Origin of the sequence: Formosa haliotis (genome assembly GCF_001685485.1) — a bacterium.
Lineage (GTDB): Bacteria > Bacteroidota > Bacteroidia > Flavobacteriales > Flavobacteriaceae > Formosa > Formosa haliotis.
The window spans coordinates 3,507,501-3,524,530 of record NZ_BDEL01000001.1; the positions used below are offsets into that span (position 1 = coordinate 3,507,501).

The following is a 17,030-nucleotide window of genomic DNA, read 5'->3' on the forward strand; positions in this document are numbered from 1 at the left end:
ATGTAGGCATAAGTAACGATAATGCGGGCGAGAAACCCGCACTCCGAAAGACTAAGGTTTCCTCAGCTATGCTAATCAGCTGAGGGTTAGTCGGGACCTAACGCGAACCCGAAAGGGGTAGTGGATGGACAACAGGTTAATATTCCTGTACCTGCTCTTACTAAAAGTGACGGAGGCGTAAATTTGGTGCGAACTGACGGAATAGTTCGTTGAAGCCAGTGGTAACACGGCGATAGTACACTGAGACTACGGTCAAGGTGATAATCCAGAGTAGCGACTTCCAAGAAAAGCAAAAGAAGCAGCCCGTACCCTAAACCGACACAGGTAGTTGGGATGAGAATTCTAAGGAGCTCGAGAGATTCATGGTTAAGGAACTAGGCAAAATAGACCCGTAACTTCGGGAGAAGGGTCGCCCATCTTCGGATGGGCCGCAGTGAAAAGGTCCAGGCGACTGTTTATCAAAAACATAGGGCTATGCTAAATTGAAAAATGACGTATATGGCCTGACACCTGCCCGGTGCTGGAAGGTTAAGTGGTGGGCTTAGCAGTAATGCGAAGGTCTAAAATGAAGCCCCAGTAAACGGCGGCCGTAACTATAACGGTCCTAAGGTAGCGAAATTCCTTGTCGGGTAAGTTCCGACCTGCACGAATGGTGCAACGATCTGGACACTGTCTCAACCATGAGCTCGGTGAAATTGTAGTATCGGTGAAGATGCCGATTACCCGCAGTGGGACGAAAAGACCCCGTGCACCTTTACTATAGCTTAGTATTGGTTTTGGATAAGTAATGTGTAGGATAGGTGGGAGACTTTGAAGCGGCATCGCCAGGTGTTGTGGAGTCATTGTTGAAATACCACCCTTTGCTTATCTAGAGTCTAACCTTCATTGAAGGGACAGTGCTTGGTGGGTAGTTTGACTGGGGTGGTCGCCTCCAAAAGAGTAACGGAGGCTTCTAAAGGTTCCCTCAGCACGCTTGGTAACCGTGCGTAGAGTGCAATGGCATAAGGGAGCTTGACTGAGAGACCTACAAGTCGATCAGGTACGAAAGTAGAGCATAGTGATCCGGTGGTTCCGCATGGAAGGGCCATCGCTCAAAGGATAAAAGGTACGCCGGGGATAACAGGCTGATCTCCCCCAAGAGCTCATATCGACGGGGGGGTTTGGCACCTCGATGTCGGCTCGTCACATCCTGGGGCTGGAGAAGGTCCCAAGGGTTGGGCTGTTCGCCCATTAAAGTGGCACGCGAGCTGGGTTCAGAACGTCGTGAGACAGTTCGGTCTCTATCTACTGTGGGCGTTAGAAATTTGAGTGGATCTGACTCTAGTACGAGAGGACCGAGTTGGACCAACCTCTGGTGTATCTGTTGTTCCGCCAGGAGCATTGCAGAGTAGCTACGTTGGGAAGGGATAAGCGCTGAAAGCATATAAGCGCGAAACCCACCACAAGATGAGATTTCTTTAAAGGGTCGTGGGAGATGACCACGTTGATAGGCTATAGGTGTAAAGGCAGTAATGTCATAGCCGAGTAGTACTAATAACCCATAGGCTTATTGTACGCCTGTTTTTTTAAAAGAGTACAAGATTTATTATATTATTATTTATGTTCAAGACGTTAATCGTCCTTTTTCAATATGTTAACTTATTAGAAGTGAGTAGTGAGAAATTAGCATTGAGATTAGACTCAATACTAATTACTAAAATCTCAATACTAGTTTAACAGTTTAAGGTGATTATAGCGATGGGGCTCACCTCTTACCATTCCGAACAGAGAAGTTAAGCCCATTAGCGCCGATGGTACTGCATTTGTGGGAGAGTAGGTCGTTGCCTTTTTTAGAAATCCTCAACATTTTTTTTGTTGAGGATTTTTTTTGGTTTATAATTATCTTCTTTTTCCTATGAATCAATTCCCCTTTTCTTTTATTCAAAAGGAAATTCCTCCAATTATATCCTATAGGTAGCCATATATACATTATCTACTACCGCTTGTATATAAGTTCAGTATTTAGTTAAATTATTTCTTATATTTATGTATATATGTTTAGAAGCTTTTAAAAGGTTATTATTTTAATGATGCTCTTATTAACATATCTTTTCTTTTGACTCCCTAAGTCAAACTGGTTTTTGCAACTAATTTTAAACATTAGATGTTATGAAATCAATAATCGGTACATTCCAATTTTTATTTTTTCAAACCGTTAAATTTTCAGAATAGTTTTCATGCATGTTTTCTGTTTTCAATGTTCAACTTGAAAGCATTTTTGAATTTAAGGATCTTTATAGAATAATATATTAAACCTAGATAAGAGCTAGTTATTAATTATTCAAAGTCTTCTAGATTTATTCAGAATCTATTTTTCTATTAGCAGAATGATATGATGTTTAAAAGAGTTAGTATTTATTAATATAATTAACACATAGAAATTATGAAAACAAGACATTTAGTATTAGTAATCATTTCTCTTTTTATAGGGAGTAATGTACAAGCTCAATTTTTAAAGAAATTGAAGAAAAAGGTTCAAGAAGTAACCGAGAATGTAGTGATACAGAAAACCGCAGATAATGTTGCTGAAAAGGCTGGTGATGGTGTAGATGGTATTTTTGATGCGGCATTTGGTAAAATGAATGGGAAAAATAGTGAAGCTTTAGGTGGATTTGCGGGCATGGAAATAGTAGATTCCAAAATCCTACCAGATATCTATGATTTTAATTGGAAATATGTCATGAATATGGAGATTCCGAACGGTAAAGCTATGGAATTGATTTATTATTTGAAGGAAGATGCTAAGTATTTTGGTATGAGTCCTAATTTAAAGTCATCTAAAAAAGATGATATGTTTATGGTTATGGATACAAAATTGGAAGTAAACGCTATGTTTACTAACAGTGGTAATAAAAAAGTAGGAATGGTGATGGGGCTGCCAGATTTTAATGATATGGATGATGAAGATGAAGATCTCATTTCAAACTATGATTTTGTAGAATTACCGGCTAAAGTGATTAATGGCGTAGAATGTCAAGGATTTAAAATGGAAAATTCATCGACAGAAATGGTTGTTTATGCTGATATGAATTCTCCCGTTAGTTTAAGTAGTGTTTATGGCATAAATACTAAGTCGTTACCAAAAGGCTTTAACCCAAAATGGTTAGACAAGGTTAAAAATAGCTTAGTAATGGAATTAACTTATACCGACAAAAAAAATAATCGGTCAACTAAAATGAATTGCGTTGCAATAGAAAAGGAACGTAAGATTATCGATGTTCAATCGTATACATTTAACGATTTTAATAAGGAAAGTCTAGCCGATAAAGATTAAGCTAGTTTTAAAAAAGGTAGTATCTCATAAACTGTGTAAGTTTTAAAATCTCAGGTTAAATATTAATCTGAGATTTTTTTATTCATTAATTTTAACTTTTACACACTTATGAAACCAGAAGATTTATTAAACGAAGACTTTTTAAAACAATTCAAGAATGCACCAGAGCTAACATCCTTTTTAGAACAGTTGCACAAACGTGGTATTGAGAAGTTACTAGAAGGGGAACTAGATGCCCATTTAGACTACGATAAGCACAAAAAAAGCAAAGCAGCCAACCTTCGAAATGGTTACACTAAAAAGAAATTAAAATCCGTTTTAGGAGAAACAGAGATTCAAGTTCCTCGAGACCGTGATAGTTCGTTTAATCCTTTAATTGTAAAGAAAAGAGAAAGTACAACAGAAGGCATCGAAAATATTATTATATCGCTTTATGCCAAAGGCATGAGTAACAGTGATATTGAAGAACAAATACGTGAGCTGTACGATTTTAATATTTCTACATCCACTATTTCAAGGATTACAGATAAGATTACAGAAGATGTTATTGCTTGGCGGAACAGGCCTTTGGAGGCCACTTACCTAATTGTTTGGATGGATGGCATCGTATTTAAAGTTAGGGAAAACTCTAAAGTCATAAACAAGACTATTTATATTGCAGTAGGCCTGAGAACAGATGGCAAAAAGGAAGTCCTAGGATTATGGTTAGGTAAAAATGAATCTTCAGCCTTTTGGATGAGTGTTTTAACCGATATTAAAGCTCGAGGAACTCAAGATATACTTATCACAGCTACCGATAATTTAAATGGATTTACGGATACTATTAAAACTATTTTTCCGAAATCAACGACTCAAATTTGTGTTGTGCATCAAATAAGAAATTCGTGTCGTTACGTGGTCTGGAAGGACAAAAAGGAATTTACTCGTGACATGAAGCAAATCTATACTGCTCCTACAAAAGAAGCTGCAAAAGCTGCTTTAAATGACTTCAAAACTAAATGGGATTCTAAATATTCTTACGCCATTAAAAGTTGGGAAAATAATTGGGATGAGCTTACAGTATTCTTTGATTTTCCTATTGAAATAAGAACCATAATCTACACCACAAATCTTATAGAAAACCTAAATGGAAAGATACGGAAATACACAAAAAACAAACTCTCGTTTCCAACCGATGAAGCAGTTATGAAATCCGTGTTTTTAGCTTTGAGAGAAAGCACTAAAAAATGGACCATGCCAATCAGAAATTGGGGAGTGATACTAAATCAATTTTTAGCTATATTTGAAAACAGGATTAAGTTATAAATAACCTAACCCTGAAATTTTGAACTTACACACTTTTTAGGATAGTGTCTTAAAAAAGCCCAGATTTAATATTGGGCTTTTTTTTAATCTTCTATTAATTTGTACATCATAAAATGTTGTCCAATTTTGGGGATATCGAAAGGTTGGCTCGAAATGGTATATCCATTATTTTTATAAAATTTTACGGCAACTTCTCTTGCATTTAGCCAAATAAGAGTCCCATTGTTTTGCTTTACTATAGATTCTCCAGTTTTCACTAATGCTTGTCCGTATTGTAAGCTACGATATTGCGGCAGAACAGCCATACCACGTAACTGAAATTGTCTGGTAGAATTAAAGGTTTCGTTTTTATTTTTCATGAAAGTAACAACCCCTACTATATCTGTTTTAAAATACATACCTAAATGGATCGTAGAAGGGTGATCGTCGTTTAAAAAGGCACAATCTTCTATAGGGCGTCCAGGACGTAATACGGGTTGTCGCACGCTATAGGTGTCTTTAGCACTTATTATTTTGATACTAATTAACGGGTTTCCTATTTTATACAATTTTGCGGGCATGCCGTCATAAATACCAGTATTACTTGGTAGTAAACCACATTTTAATAGGACCTTTTCTGAGGCTACATTATGTAGATGAGCATGTGCGTAAATAGTTGTTAGTTTTAGCGTGTTAAAACCATAGTCTAAAGCCGCATGAGTACTTTCTGTAGCGAATCCTTGTCCCCAGTATTTTTTATAGAATCTATAGCCTACTTCAACATAGTTGTCTTCGGGGTGAAATTTAAGTCCACACCAACCTATACATTCATCTGTATCTTTTAAACAAACCGCCCAACGCCCCATGTTGTGTTTGGCGTATTCGCTATAATTCTTTAAAAATATTTCAGCCTCTTTTATAGTGTTAAAAGTGGTATCACCTGTATATTTAATAACGTCAGGATCGGCATTCATTTTAAATAAATGAATGGCATCTTCAGGAATAAAGTGTCTTAAATATAATCTTTCGGTTTCTGTTACTAGATTCATAACTCAAACATAATTATTTTTAGGCATCCATTTCAAATTTAAACGCTATAAACATATAACTTTGGATTCGTTATGGAAAATCGGATAGATTATGGATGAAAATTAAAGGTTATTTTTCAGTTCGACCTAAAACTACATTATATTTTTTAAAAAATAATTTGAAATTTAGATTAAAAAAACAAATAATCTTACCTCATTTTGTGGTTTGTTTTATTCAGATGTACACTACTTTAATGGTTTTAAAAAGGTAACTGCAGAACCCATAAAAAAAACTATAGAGATGAAAGTGTTGAACTATAGGTTTTTAAGTTGAGTACTGATGATATAAGGAATGAAGTTTAGAAATGAATAATTATAAAATCCATAAAACAAATTATTATCACCTAATTCTTGTCAACTGAATTTGCTTAACTAAGGTGATATTATTTTTAAAAAATCTTTAATTTTTTCTTGGAAATAAATATTTAGTTTAACTATATTTGCACCGGTAATGCGAGAGTAGCTCAGTTGGTAGAGCGTCAGCCTTCCAAGCTGAATGTCGCCGGTTCGAACCCGGTCTCTCGCTCAAAAAGCTTCATCAAAAGATGAAGCTTTTTTTATTTTAGGCTATTTAGTTCAGAACCAGATGCTAACTCATAAGGAGTTTTGTTAAGTTCAAAAATTCGTGCACTTAAAGTCCCTTTTAAAGTAATAGAATCTCCTTTTACTTGTAACCAACTACCTTCTCTTATGCCCACTACAGGTTGTGTATTAAAACACATAAATTCCTTAATTCGTGTTTCTCGGGTTTCTCCCATATGTTTACTGTTTGTATCGGGGTCTAAATAATGCGGGTTTATATTAAACGGAACCAATCCTAAGGTTTTAAAACTTGGCGGATAAACAATAGGCATATCATTCGTGGTATTCATGGTTAAGCCACAAATATTACTTCCTGCACTTGTACCTAAATAAGGAGTTCCATGCTTAACCGCTGTTATAAGGGCTTGTAAGCTGTTTGTTTTATATAATTCGTTTACTAGGACGAAAGTATTGCCTCCACCAACAAAAATGGCTTCAGCTTGCTCTATAGCTGTTATTGCGTTTTTAAAGGTGTGGAGTCCTACAACGTCAATATTAATTTTAGAGAACGCTTGGCGAGCAGTTTCTGTATAAGCATCATGAGTCATCCCGCCGGGCCTAGCAAAAGGTACAAATAAAATTGTGTTTACATCTTTAAAATGTATTTGTAAATCCTTTAATATATATTCTAAGTACCCACTACCATAAATAGTAGACGTACTTGCTATAATCATATTTTTCATCATCGATAATTTATCGTAAATTTAGGTAATACATGGTTTTAACAAAAATTTAAATGCCACAAATATAGGAGTAACCCTCGAAGTCGTTAACTTTATTAAAAATTGATTTATATGAAAAAATTATTACTTATTCTTCTTATGTTGACTTCGGCGGCAGCCTTAACAGCCCAAAATATTAAACGCGTAGAAGTTTCAGGGCGTATTATAGTTGTAAACACCGAAGATGTTGAAGGTGTGACGGTATACAACACATCTACAAACGTAGGTACAGTTACAGATAGTAAAGGAGAGTTTAAAATAGAAGCCGGAATATTAGATGAAATAGAAATTTCAGCACTGCAATTCGACCCTATAAAAGTAAAAATAGATTTAGAGGTAATAGAAACAAAACAACTTACAGTGTTTCTGGTAGAACATATAAATCGTTTAAATGAGGTTGTTATTTTTCCTTATGGATTAACAGGGGTGTTGTATAAAGATTTAGATAAAATACAGACTTTTAGTCCAGATGTAGAATCGATAAATATGGCTTTTGGAGATATTACAGCCTACGAATTCTCGGATGATTACCATTCTAAAGTAGATAATAAAATAATGAGACAGGGCGAATTTTATAATGGTGTTAATCTAGTAACAATCGCCAATACATTTTTAAAACCCTTGTTTAAAAAGAAGGAAAGTAAGACTAGTCAAATTATAGATGAAACTGAAGCTGGTTTGGGGATTAGAGGAATTTATTCGCATTCATTTATCACCGAAAATTTTGGAATTCCTGGACCGCGCGTTGACGAGTTTATAAGCCATGTAGATGAAAATATCGATCCTAAATTACTTGAGCCGGGACAAGAAATGCAATTAATAGAATATCTTTCTAAAGAAAGTAAAGTGTTTTTAAATCAATAAGCATTGCAATTTAAAATCATTATTCTAAGTGTTTTATTCTTTTTGTTGAATATAATTAGAATACAAGCTCAAACCGTTAATATTCAAGGGAATGTTACTGGGGTTGACGACTTAGAAAATATACACGTTATTAATAAAACCTCTCAAACCTACACCATAACGAATGCTATTGGTGAGTTCGAGATTTCAGGAAAACTAAACGATACTTTGGTGTTTTCTGCCATTCAATATATTGGGGTAGAAGTACTCATAGATGAGACTGTTTTGATAAACAAAACACTAACTGTAAACTTACAAGAGCATGTAAATACTTTAGATGAAGTAATAGTTGGTAAAATCCTTACAGGAGATTTGCTTTTAGATGTCGGGAATTCTACGGCCGAACCCGAGATTAACTTTTACGATGTTGGTATTCCTGGCTATCAGGGGAAACGAAGAACACAACCCGAGCGCAGGTTGCATGAAGCACAAACAGGAGGTGGTTTTATTCCTTTAAACCCTATTTTAAATGGTATTTCCGGACGAACCAAAATGCTAAAACAACATGTAGCTTTCGAGCGAAACGATGCGCTTGTTACTAAAATAAAACAACGTTATGCAGAACATTTTTTTAAAGAACATCCTCTAGATGAGTCTAAACAGATGGATTTTTTATATTTCTGTTCAGACGATCCTAATTTTATGAAGCGTTGTAAGGGTAAAAACGATATCGAGATTGAAATGTATTTAAAAGAGAAGTACGTTCAGTATTTAAACAATATAAATGGCAATTAATCCGGTATAGCCTAAAACAACGCAAGGAAATTAATTACATTTGCCCACTAAATTAAATTCATGAAAGCGTTAAAATATCTTCTTGTATTAGTTTTAATACCTGTTTTCGCATTTACAGTGGTTCATAAATACTATGTAAGTATTACAGAAGTACAGTATGTTAAGGAAGAGAAATCTGTACAAATAATTTCACGTATTTTTATAGACGATTTAGAAAATGTGCTGCGTCAACGCTACGATAAAACGCTTACTCTAGCGGGAGAAAATGAATCTGAAAAGGTAGATGTTTATTTGGCCAAGTATTTAAAGGAAAAAATACATATCAAGATTAATGGAAAACCGGCCACGTTACATGTTTTAGGAAAAACCTACGATCTCGATGTGGCTGTATGTTATATAGAAATTCCAAACGTTGAAAATATTTCTGAATTCGAAATAAAAAATCAAGTCCTTTATGATCTTTTTGAGGAACAACAAAATGTGGTAAGACTAGATATTAACGATAAGAAAAAAAGTTTTATTCTTATAACACAAAATAATAAAGGGTTGTTAAAATTTGATTAAACAACCGTATAAAAGTTTAAAAGTATTAATTTTCGAACCAATTTTTAGCAAAGCAAACAAAATATGAAAAAACTAAAGTATCTATTTTTATCGGCTGTATTTATATCGGCAGGCGTCATGGCTCAAGAGCAAAAGCAGCCCGAGCGCAAACCTGGGCACACTAACACAAATAAATTTAAGCAGTTATACGACGAGTTCTCTACACCAAATATGTTTAGAACGGCTTCGGGAGCTCCAGGTCCAGCCTATTATCAGCAACAAGCCGATTATAAAATGGATATTACGTTAAACGATAAAGATGCTAAGCTTTCTGGTAACGAAACCATTACCTATACTAATAATTCTCCAGATGTTCTAACGTACTTATGGGTGCAGTTAGATCAAAATGTAAGAGCCAAAGATTCTAAATCGCCATTAATAGAAAGTAGTAATGTTTATGCGGCGCAACAACCAAAAGGTTTTGTGTCTAGTTATATGGAAGACCCTTTTGATGGTGGATTTAACATACAAGAGGTAAAAGATATTCATGGTAAAGATTTACCGCACATGATTAATAGAACCATGATGCGTGTAGAATTACCACAACCGTTAAAGTCGGGAGAAAAATTTTCGTTTTCTATTAAATGGTGGTACAATATAAATAACCATGTGGAAGGTCGCGGACGTTCTGGTTACGAATACTTTCCAGAAGATGGAAATAGAGCATATGTAATTGCCCAATTCTACCCAAGAATGGCAGTTTATAATGATGTTGAAGGCTGGCAAAATTCGCAATTCTGGGGAAGAGATGAATTTGCTTTACCATTTGGAAATTTTGAAGTCAATATCACTGTTCCTGCAGACCATATTTTAGATGGTACAGGAAAGTTAATGAATAGAAAAGAGGTGTTCTCTAAAGATATGATGAAGCGTTTTGAAAAAGCTGAAAAATCTTTTAAAGAACCTGTTGTTATCGTAACACAAGAAGAAGCTGAAGCAGCAGAAAAACAGTTTAGTAATAAAACAAAAACCTGGAAACTGTACGCAGAAAATGTTCGTGATTTTGGTTTTGCAACCTCAAGAAAATTTATTTGGGATATGATGGCTGTTAAAATTGGCGATAAGAATGTCATGGCCGTATCTATGTATCCTAAAGAAGGAAATCCGTTATGGGAGCAATGGTCTACCAAAGTGGTGGCTAGCACTTTAAAATCGTATTCTAGAATGACATTCGATTATCCATATCATAAAGCCATTTCGGTACACGCTAAAAATCAAGGCATGGAATATCCAATGATTTGTTGGAATTACGGTCGACCAGATAAAGATGGAAAATATAGCGACAGAACAAAATTTGGGATGATGAGTGTTATTATTCACGAAGTAGGACACAACTTTTTTCCTATGATTGTAAATAGCGACGAGCGCCAATGGACTTGGATGGATGAAGGGTTAAATACCTTTACCCAATATGTAGCCGAACAAGATTTCGGGAAGGAATATCCTTCGGCCTTATCTGCAGGACAAACCGCTTACCCGTCACGAAGAGGACCAGCAGCAAATATTGTACCTTACATGGGCGGTGATCAAGATTATATCGCTCCAATTATGACCAAAGGTTTAAATACATATCAGTTTGGAAATAATGCTTATGGAAAACCTGCTACAGCCTTAAATATTTTAAGACAAACGGTAATGGGGCCAGAATTATTCGATTATGCTTATAGAGAATATGCACAACGTTGGATGTTTAAACACCCAACACCAGAAGATTTCTTTAGGACTATGGAAGACGCTTCAGCATTCGATTTAGATTGGTTCTGGAGAGGTTGGTTTTATACTACAGATTATGTAGATATAGGAGTTAAAGATGTGAAGAAATTCTTTGTGTCTTCAGAAGTTAACGCGGAAACTAAAGCACAAGCTAAACGTTACGGAATGTCTGTAAACGATTTACCAGCTTATGTGTATATGGTAGAAGAAGGTAGCGAAGAGTTTAATGAGTCTCTTAAAAACGGAAATCCTATAGACAACTCGAAAACATTAAACGAGTACGTTATGGATAATTTTACACCAGACGAGCGTAAAAAATTAAAAAACCCGAAATACTTTTACGATGTAACTTTCGAAAAACCAGGTGGTTTGGTAATGCCAATCATTGTAGAGTACAAATATGCCGATGGTACTTCGAAAACCGAAACATATCCTGCTCAAATTTGGAGATTAAACGATAAGGAAGTAAGTAAATCTATAGCTTCGGAAAAAGAGATTGTAGGAATAACAGTAGATCCTAATCTAGAAACTGCCGATGTAGATACATCAAACAATTCTTGGCCAAGACAAACTAAGCCAAGTGAATTTGATGCCTTTAAAGCAAAATCTAAAAATTAATATAAAATTTTAAAGCCAACTTTTATAAAGTTGGCTTTTTTTTATTTTGTAACCAAACAGTTAGTATATTTGTAACGTGATACAGCAACCTATATTCTTATTTATTAGTGGCGCAGAAATAATGTTCGTATTATTTATTGTAGTCATGGTATTTGGTGCCGATAAGGTGCCCGAAATCGCACGTGGTTTAGGTAAAGGCATTAAGGAAATTAAAAATGCCACTAACGACATTAAAAACGAAATCACTAAAACGGCAGATAAAAGTGGTATAGATACCTCGTCTATTTCTAATGTTACAAAAGACGTAAAAGAAGAATTAGATAAAGTAAAAGACGATTTAAAAGATTTTACTGGTTCTGTACGCCGGAATATGTAGTGGCGATATTTCACCATCTATCTCCTATAAAGTTTAATACATAGTGATTTTTTGGTCTAGATTTCTTCTAACACAGAAGTTCCCGAAGTCTGGTCTCCCGAAGTCCATTTCCAATGCTCATAAAGGCGTATTTTCCCATTAGTCATAAGTTCTGGCACAGATTTACATATTCCAGTCATTAATTCACCCTTTGTATTTACTTGGTGATACCGCATGTCTATAACGCCATTGGCATCTACTAAACCTATTAAATGTCCTTTAACTATTTGACCACCGTGGTAGTTAGACGTTAAAATGTTACCCACCTGCTTATATTCAAAAATAGTATCGCTAGAAGTTCCACCGTTTTCAGAATTCTCAATAGGTCTAAATTTTTTATTGTTATAAAACATATTAATAATAAATAGCTTTATTTTTTTCTACTTATGGTTAATCCATCACGCACAGAAAGCAATACGGTTTCAATTCTAGAATCCTCCTTTAATAATGTATTGTATTCTAAAACGGCCTTTGTAGAAGTATCTTTTGGATTTAAAGGCTCGATCACTTTGCCGCTCCAAAGCACATTATCAGATAAAATTATACCTCCAGGATTTAGTTTTTCCAAAATCAAGTGAAAATAATTCGGGTAATTCTCTTTATCGGCATCAATAAAAACCAAATCGAAAGTTACATCAAGCTCTGGAATAATTTCTAAAGCAGGACCTAAATGCTGATGAATCTGATCACCATATTCCGAAGCATCAAAATATTTCCGCTGGAAATCGAATAATTCTTCATTCACATCAATCGTATGTAGCGCACCCGATTCCTGAAGTCCTTCTGCCAAACATAAAGCAGAATATCCCGTATACGTTCCTATTTCTAGAATGTTTTTTGGACGTATCATTTTCGAGATCATACTTAAAATTCGCCCTTGGTAATGTCCGCTTAACATGCGTGGCTGCAATATTTTCTGATATGTTTCTCGCGTTAATTGCTGCAACAATTGTGGTTCATCTTCGGTGTGTTGTACCACATAATTATCAAGTTCTTCCGGAATAAAATGCATGTTTAAAATGTTCTAAAGGTTGCTTTCTTTTCTATTTGGGCGTTACTTTTCTGTATTCTAAAAAAAAGAATACATAAAAGTCGGGCTTTCCGCTATATCTTTTTAAACCCCAAAAAGTTTAAAAAGGATGCCGCTGCAATCCCTAACGCAAAATTACCAATTGTTTTATAATAGCTTCAGGTAATACACTAAAATTAGTTATTACTGTAGTCTTGAATTTGAACTTTTTTCCCTCGCCTTAAAAATAAATCTAGAATTTCGTATGGCGATTTTGCTAAATCTATAGCTACATAAATCTGATAAGCCGGTTTTAATTTGTCTTTACGTTCTTTATAAATCACTCGGTCGTACCAAACAATAGTCGATGCATCTGATATTGTGGTTAAATCTTGTTTCGAAATTTTACTCCTAGGATACGCTCTAGAAATAGCTGTCGATTCAATATTTAAATAGGTTTTGTCTATAACTTCTCGAGAAAAAATGTTCGGATTAACCATATCTGGCTGATTGAATTGGATCCAATTGACCACTTGTTCTATAGTTTGTAATTCGTTAATAGCGGCATTTGTGTAGTTTTTAACTTGAAACTGGGCTAGTGTTTGTAGTCCAATCAATAAAAAAATACCACTTAAAAAATATTTCATAGCATCAGTTTTTCTTGTAGAGTCACAAGTTATTCGTGTCTCTTTTAAAAATCAAAAATACGCATTTATATAGGGAAATAAGAATGACTATTGAGGCCTATAAAAATCATATAAAATAAAAACGCTTCAGTACTATTAGTACTGAAGCGTTAGAAATATATATAGACGCGTATCGCGGATAATTCTTTATATTATATACGTGCGTTTTTATTATGTTAGATGTTAAGAAACTATTAAAATCTAATAAAATATAAGTTATTTGTGGTTTTCCTTTAGTAATTCAGGGAATTTCGCCTTGAAAGCGTTAAGTCTAGGTATAGATACATTTTGAATATAGCCATTATTTGGATGATGTTTCTTATAATCTTGGTGATAAGCCTCTGCTTTCCAGAATTTTAAAAACGGATATACTTCAGCATCAACTTTTTTATTTAATGTTTTCTCTAATTCCGATTTTTTCTGTGTTATAATTTGTTTCTGTTCATCGTTCTGATAAAAAATAATAGAGCGGTATTGCGAACCGTGATCCGGACCCTGACCATTAACTTGTGTAGGGTCTTGCGAGCCGAAGTACACATCTACTAAGGTTGAAAAAGTCACTTTTGCAGGATCGTAAATAACTTCAACAGACTCGGCATGACCTGTTTTTCCAGTATTACTTGCTTCGTAAGTTGGATTTTTTGTGTGTCCGCCAGCATATCCAGAAATAACCTCCTTTACGCCATAAACGCTTTCATAAATAGATTCTACACACCAAAAACATCCACTTGCAAAATACGCGCGTGCTTCATGCTTTGTAGAACGTACTTCTATAGGTTGTGCATTTATTATAGCATCTTGTTTCGGATTTGTCTGTGCCTCGTGCTTGCAACTAAAGGCAAACATTGTAATTAAAGTTAGTAAGGTGAGTTTTATAGATTTCATATCATTTTTTATAGTCTGTCGGAATAGTTTGGAAAACCTTAATGCCCTGATATAAAAAAAGCCTAACAGATTAGTGTTAGACTTTTAGGTATATTTAGTACTTATATGATTTATGCATCAATAAGGCGTCGTGAAATTACAATCTTTTGTATCTCGGAAGTACCTTCATAAATTTGAGTAATTTTAGCATCACGCATTAAACGTTCTACGTGATATTCCTTTACAAAACCATTACCACCATGTATTTGCACGGCTTCTACAGTTGTGTCCATCGCCACTTGAGAAGCGAAAAGTTTGGCCATGGCTCCAGAGTAGGTATAATCATTTTTATTGTCCTTATCCCAAGCCGCTTTCATACATAAATGGCGAGCCGCTTCAATTTGAGTAGCCATATCTGCCAATTTAAATGCTATAGCCTGATGGTTACATATTTCTGTGCCAAATGTTTTACGCTCTTTAGAATATTTTAAGGCCAATTCGTATGCGCCAGAAGCGATTCCTAATGCCTGTGATGCAATCCCGATACGTCCTCCAGCAATAGTTTTCATGGCAAATTTAAATCCAAAACCATCTTCACCAATTCTATTTTCTTTTGGTATTTTAACATCGTTAAATTGTAACGAGTGGGTGTCGCTACCACGAATTCCTAATTTATCTTCTTTTGGCCCTACGTGAAATCCTTCCCAACTTTTTTCAACTATAAAAGCATTAATACCTTTATGTTTTTTACCGATATGAGTTTGTGCCATAACCAAATAAAAATCGGCAGAATTTCCGTTAGTAATCCAGTTTTTTGTCCCATTTAAAAGGTAATAGTCATCATGTTCTATGGCAGTGGTTTTTTGTGATGTTGCATCGCTACCAGCTTCTGGTTCGCTTAAGCAAAAGGCGCCAATAGCTTGGCCTGTAGCTAATTTGGTAAGGTATTTTTCTTTTTGGGCCTCTGTACCAAATTGTTCTAATCCCCAACATACCAACGAATTGTTTACCGACATGACTACAGAAGCCGAGGCGTCTATTTTTGAAATTTCCTCCATTGCAAGCACATACGAAATAGAATCTAATCCGCTCCCACCATATTTGGGGTCTACCATCATACCTAAAAAACCGAGTTCTCCCATTTTTTTTATTTGTTCTTTAGGGAATTCTTGTTTATTATCGCGTTCTATTACGCCAGGTAACAATTCAGTTTGAGCAAAATCGCGAGCAGCATCTCGAATCATGATGTGTTCTTCAGTAAGGTTGAAATCCATAATAACTTGCAATTAATTGTTAATTTGTTAAAATTTGTTCTCAAATATATATTAATATTGGTAAATATTCAATAGAAGTGATTAAAATTTGAAATATGATAAAAAATAATTTTAAGGTTATTGGCGTGATGTCTGGGACATCTTTAGATGGAATAGACCTAATATATGCCAGTTTTAATAAATCTACACACTGGGAATATGCAATAATATATTCTGAAACAGTGGCTTATAGCTCGTATTGGTTATCGGTTTTAAAACAGCTTGTTTCAAATTCTAAAAAAGAACTTCAAGACATAGACCAAGCTTATACTGATTATTTAGCAATTCAAATTCAGCAATTTATCGGGAGGTATGAGATTACCGATATAGATGCGGTATGTTCTCATGGACATACAGCTTTGCATGAACCCGATAACGGATTTACGTACCAAATAGGAAATTTACCAAAATTAGCGAGTTTATTAAACGAAACCGTGGTTTGCGATTTTAGAGTTCAGGATGTAAAGTTGGGCGGGCAAGGCGCTCCCTTAGTACCGATAGGTGATGACATTCTGTTTTCAAACTACGATTTTTGTTTGAATTTGGGAGGATTTGCCAATGTGTCTACAGAAGTTTCGGGCGACCGTATTGCCTTCGATGTGTGTCCTATAAATATTGTATTAAACCATTACACACAAAAAATAGGATTAGCTTTTGATGATGGAGGGAAACTTGCTTCTACTGGGACGGTTAATACAAGTTTATTACAACAATTAAATGGATTAGCTTTTTATAAAGCAGAGTATCCGAAATCTTTAGGCTTAGAATGGGTTATACAAGAAGTGTTTCCGTTAATAGATAAGGAAGACCTTCCTGTTCAAGATATATTACGGACCTTTGTAGAGCATTTTGCTATTCAAATTTCAAACATTTTACCAAAATCTAAAGAAGCCACATTATTAATTACGGGAGGTGGTGCCTACAATACCTTCTTAATAGAACGCTTGAAAACTTTGTCGGGCTGTAAAATTATAATCCCAGAACCTGCATTAATCGAATATAAGGAGGCTCTTATTTTTGGTTTATTGGGTATTTTAAAATTACGAGGAGAAATAAATTGTTTAAAAAGTGTAACAGGAGCTAAAAAAAATCATGTTTCTGGAGTAATTTATTCTGGTTCAAAATAATTGAAAAATTAAATTTTTAGGTAGTTTAGTTTTTTATATTTGTTATTATATTTTT

General features: G+C 34.8%; 15 protein-coding genes, 1 tRNA gene and 2 rRNA genes (1 of these 18 only partly in view). 11 read left to right on the plus strand and 7 right to left on the minus strand.

Annotated elements, in window-relative coordinates; translation table 11 throughout:
• The 4 genes from A9D35_RS14735 to A9D35_RS14750 all read left to right on the plus strand — a co-directional run.
• Positions 1-1,554: ribosomal RNA gene (locus tag A9D35_RS14735) — 23S ribosomal RNA — on the plus strand; it begins 1,279 nt to the left of the window's first position.
• Positions 1,555-1,721: 167 nt separating this feature from the next.
• Positions 1,722-1,829: ribosomal RNA gene (gene rrf, locus A9D35_RS14740) — 5S ribosomal RNA — on the plus strand.
• A 593-nt stretch (positions 1,830-2,422) separates the two neighbouring features.
• On the plus strand, positions 2,423-3,313 hold the full coding sequence (locus tag A9D35_RS14745) for a hypothetical protein (RefSeq protein WP_066224300.1): 891 nt from the start codon (positions 2,423-2,425) through the stop codon (positions 3,311-3,313).
• A 108-nt stretch (positions 3,314-3,421) separates the two neighbouring features.
• Complete coding sequence (locus tag A9D35_RS14750; RefSeq protein WP_038527458.1) at positions 3,422-4,618, plus strand: IS256 family transposase; 1,197 nt, start codon at positions 3,422-3,424, stop codon at positions 4,616-4,618.
• 83 nt (positions 4,619-4,701) lie between these two features.
• On the opposite strand, the gene A9D35_RS18430 is transcribed toward A9D35_RS14750, so the two are convergent.
• Positions 4,702-5,646 (minus strand): GNAT family N-acetyltransferase, encoded by a 945-nt coding sequence (locus tag A9D35_RS18430; protein ID WP_083191723.1) that lies wholly within the window; start codon positions 5,644-5,646, stop codon positions 4,702-4,704.
• Between the two features lie 492 nt (positions 5,647-6,138).
• Here A9D35_RS18430 and A9D35_RS14760 point away from each other — a divergent pair.
• Positions 6,139-6,211: transfer RNA gene (locus A9D35_RS14760), tRNA-Gly, on the plus strand.
• Positions 6,212-6,242: 31 nt separating this feature from the next.
• Here A9D35_RS14760 and pepE read toward each other — a convergent pair.
• Complete coding sequence (pepE, locus tag A9D35_RS14765) at positions 6,243-6,950, minus strand: dipeptidase PepE (protein WP_066226143.1); 708 nt, start codon at positions 6,948-6,950, stop codon at positions 6,243-6,245.
• 111 nt (positions 6,951-7,061) lie between these two features.
• Here pepE and A9D35_RS14770 point away from each other — a divergent pair, with 111 nt between their 5' ends.
• The 5 genes from A9D35_RS14770 (at position 7,062) to A9D35_RS14790 (ending at position 11,937) form a co-directional block, all read left to right on the plus strand.
• Positions 7,062-7,853, plus strand: a complete 792-nt coding sequence (locus A9D35_RS14770) for a carboxypeptidase-like regulatory domain-containing protein (RefSeq protein WP_066224303.1) — start codon at positions 7,062-7,064, stop codon at positions 7,851-7,853.
• A 3-nt stretch (positions 7,854-7,856) separates the two neighbouring features.
• Positions 7,857-8,627 (plus strand): peptidase associated/transthyretin-like domain-containing protein, encoded by a 771-nt coding sequence (locus A9D35_RS14775; RefSeq protein ID WP_235817907.1) that lies wholly within the window; start codon positions 7,857-7,859, stop codon positions 8,625-8,627.
• A 60-nt stretch (positions 8,628-8,687) separates the two neighbouring features.
• A complete protein-coding gene (locus A9D35_RS14780; protein WP_066224306.1) occupies positions 8,688-9,191 on the plus strand; it encodes a DUF6702 family protein in 504 nt (167 codons plus the stop codon).
• A 63-nt stretch (positions 9,192-9,254) separates the two neighbouring features.
• The gene (locus tag A9D35_RS14785; RefSeq protein WP_066224309.1) at positions 9,255-11,561 is read left to right on the plus strand and encodes a M1 family metallopeptidase; all 2,307 of its coding nucleotides are present in this window, start codon (positions 9,255-9,257) and stop codon (positions 11,559-11,561) included.
• Positions 11,562-11,637: 76 nt separating this feature from the next.
• Entirely contained in the window at positions 11,638-11,937 is a 300-nt protein-coding gene (locus A9D35_RS14790; protein WP_066224311.1) for a Sec-independent protein translocase subunit TatA/TatB, read from the plus strand.
• A gap of 56 nt (positions 11,938-11,993) precedes the next feature.
• On the opposite strand, the gene A9D35_RS14795 is transcribed toward A9D35_RS14790, so the two are convergent.
• From A9D35_RS14795 to A9D35_RS14815, 5 genes are all read right to left on the minus strand, one after another.
• Positions 11,994-12,329, minus strand: coding sequence for an avidin-fold protein (locus tag A9D35_RS14795; protein WP_174545275.1), 336 nt, complete (start codon positions 12,327-12,329; stop codon positions 11,994-11,996).
• Between the two features lie 17 nt (positions 12,330-12,346).
• Entirely contained in the window at positions 12,347-12,988 is a 642-nt protein-coding gene (locus A9D35_RS14800; RefSeq protein ID WP_066224317.1) for an O-methyltransferase, read from the minus strand.
• A 194-nt stretch (positions 12,989-13,182) separates the two neighbouring features.
• Positions 13,183-13,632: a hypothetical protein gene (locus A9D35_RS14805; protein ID WP_066224319.1), complete on the minus strand. Its 450-nt coding sequence runs from the start codon at positions 13,630-13,632 to the stop codon at positions 13,183-13,185.
• A 255-nt stretch (positions 13,633-13,887) separates the two neighbouring features.
• Positions 13,888-14,556 carry a peptide-methionine (S)-S-oxide reductase MsrA gene (gene msrA, locus A9D35_RS14810; RefSeq protein ID WP_066224322.1) on the minus strand — a complete coding sequence of 223 codons (669 nt, stop codon included), beginning with the start codon at positions 14,554-14,556 and terminating at the stop codon, positions 13,888-13,890.
• A gap of 110 nt (positions 14,557-14,666) precedes the next feature.
• A complete protein-coding gene (locus A9D35_RS14815) occupies positions 14,667-15,809 on the minus strand; it encodes an acyl-CoA dehydrogenase (RefSeq protein ID WP_066224325.1) in 1,143 nt (380 codons plus the stop codon).
• 95 nt (positions 15,810-15,904) lie between these two features.
• On the opposite strand from A9D35_RS14815, the gene A9D35_RS14820 reads away from it, so the two are divergent.
• A complete protein-coding gene (locus A9D35_RS14820; protein WP_066224328.1) occupies positions 15,905-16,975 on the plus strand; it encodes an anhydro-N-acetylmuramic acid kinase in 1,071 nt (356 codons plus the stop codon).
• Positions 16,976-17,030: the final 55 nt, after the last annotated feature.

Coding starts and splice junctions, on each gene's coding strand:
- A9D35_RS14770 (WP_066224303.1), top strand. CDS start 7,062: ATGAAAAAATTATTACTTATTCTTCTTATGTTGACTTCGGCGGCAGCC.
- A9D35_RS14745 (WP_066224300.1), top strand. CDS start 2,423: ATGAAAACAAGACATTTAGTATTAGTAATCATTTCTCTTTTTATAGGG.
- msrA (WP_066224322.1), bottom strand. CDS start 14,556: ATGAAATCTATAAAACTCACCTTACTAACTTTAATTACAATGTTTGCC.
- A9D35_RS14780 (WP_066224306.1), top strand. CDS start 8,688: ATGAAAGCGTTAAAATATCTTCTTGTATTAGTTTTAATACCTGTTTTC.
- pepE (WP_066226143.1), bottom strand. CDS start 6,950: ATGAAAAATATGATTATAGCAAGTACGTCTACTATTTATGGTAGTGGG.
- A9D35_RS14750 (WP_038527458.1), top strand. CDS start 3,422: ATGAAACCAGAAGATTTATTAAACGAAGACTTTTTAAAACAATTCAAG.
- A9D35_RS14785 (WP_066224309.1), top strand. CDS start 9,255: ATGAAAAAACTAAAGTATCTATTTTTATCGGCTGTATTTATATCGGCA.
- A9D35_RS18430 (WP_083191723.1), bottom strand. CDS start 5,646: ATGAATCTAGTAACAGAAACCGAAAGATTATATTTAAGACACTTTATT.
- A9D35_RS14795 (WP_174545275.1), bottom strand. CDS start 12,329: ATGTTTTATAACAATAAAAAATTTAGACCTATTGAGAATTCTGAAAAC.
- A9D35_RS14820 (WP_066224328.1), top strand. CDS start 15,905: ATGATAAAAAATAATTTTAAGGTTATTGGCGTGATGTCTGGGACATCT.
- A9D35_RS14800 (WP_066224317.1), bottom strand. CDS start 12,988: ATGCATTTTATTCCGGAAGAACTTGATAATTATGTGGTACAACACACC.
- A9D35_RS14805 (WP_066224319.1), bottom strand. CDS start 13,632: ATGAAATATTTTTTAAGTGGTATTTTTTTATTGATTGGACTACAAACA.
- A9D35_RS14815 (WP_066224325.1), bottom strand. CDS start 15,809: ATGGATTTCAACCTTACTGAAGAACACATCATGATTCGAGATGCTGCT.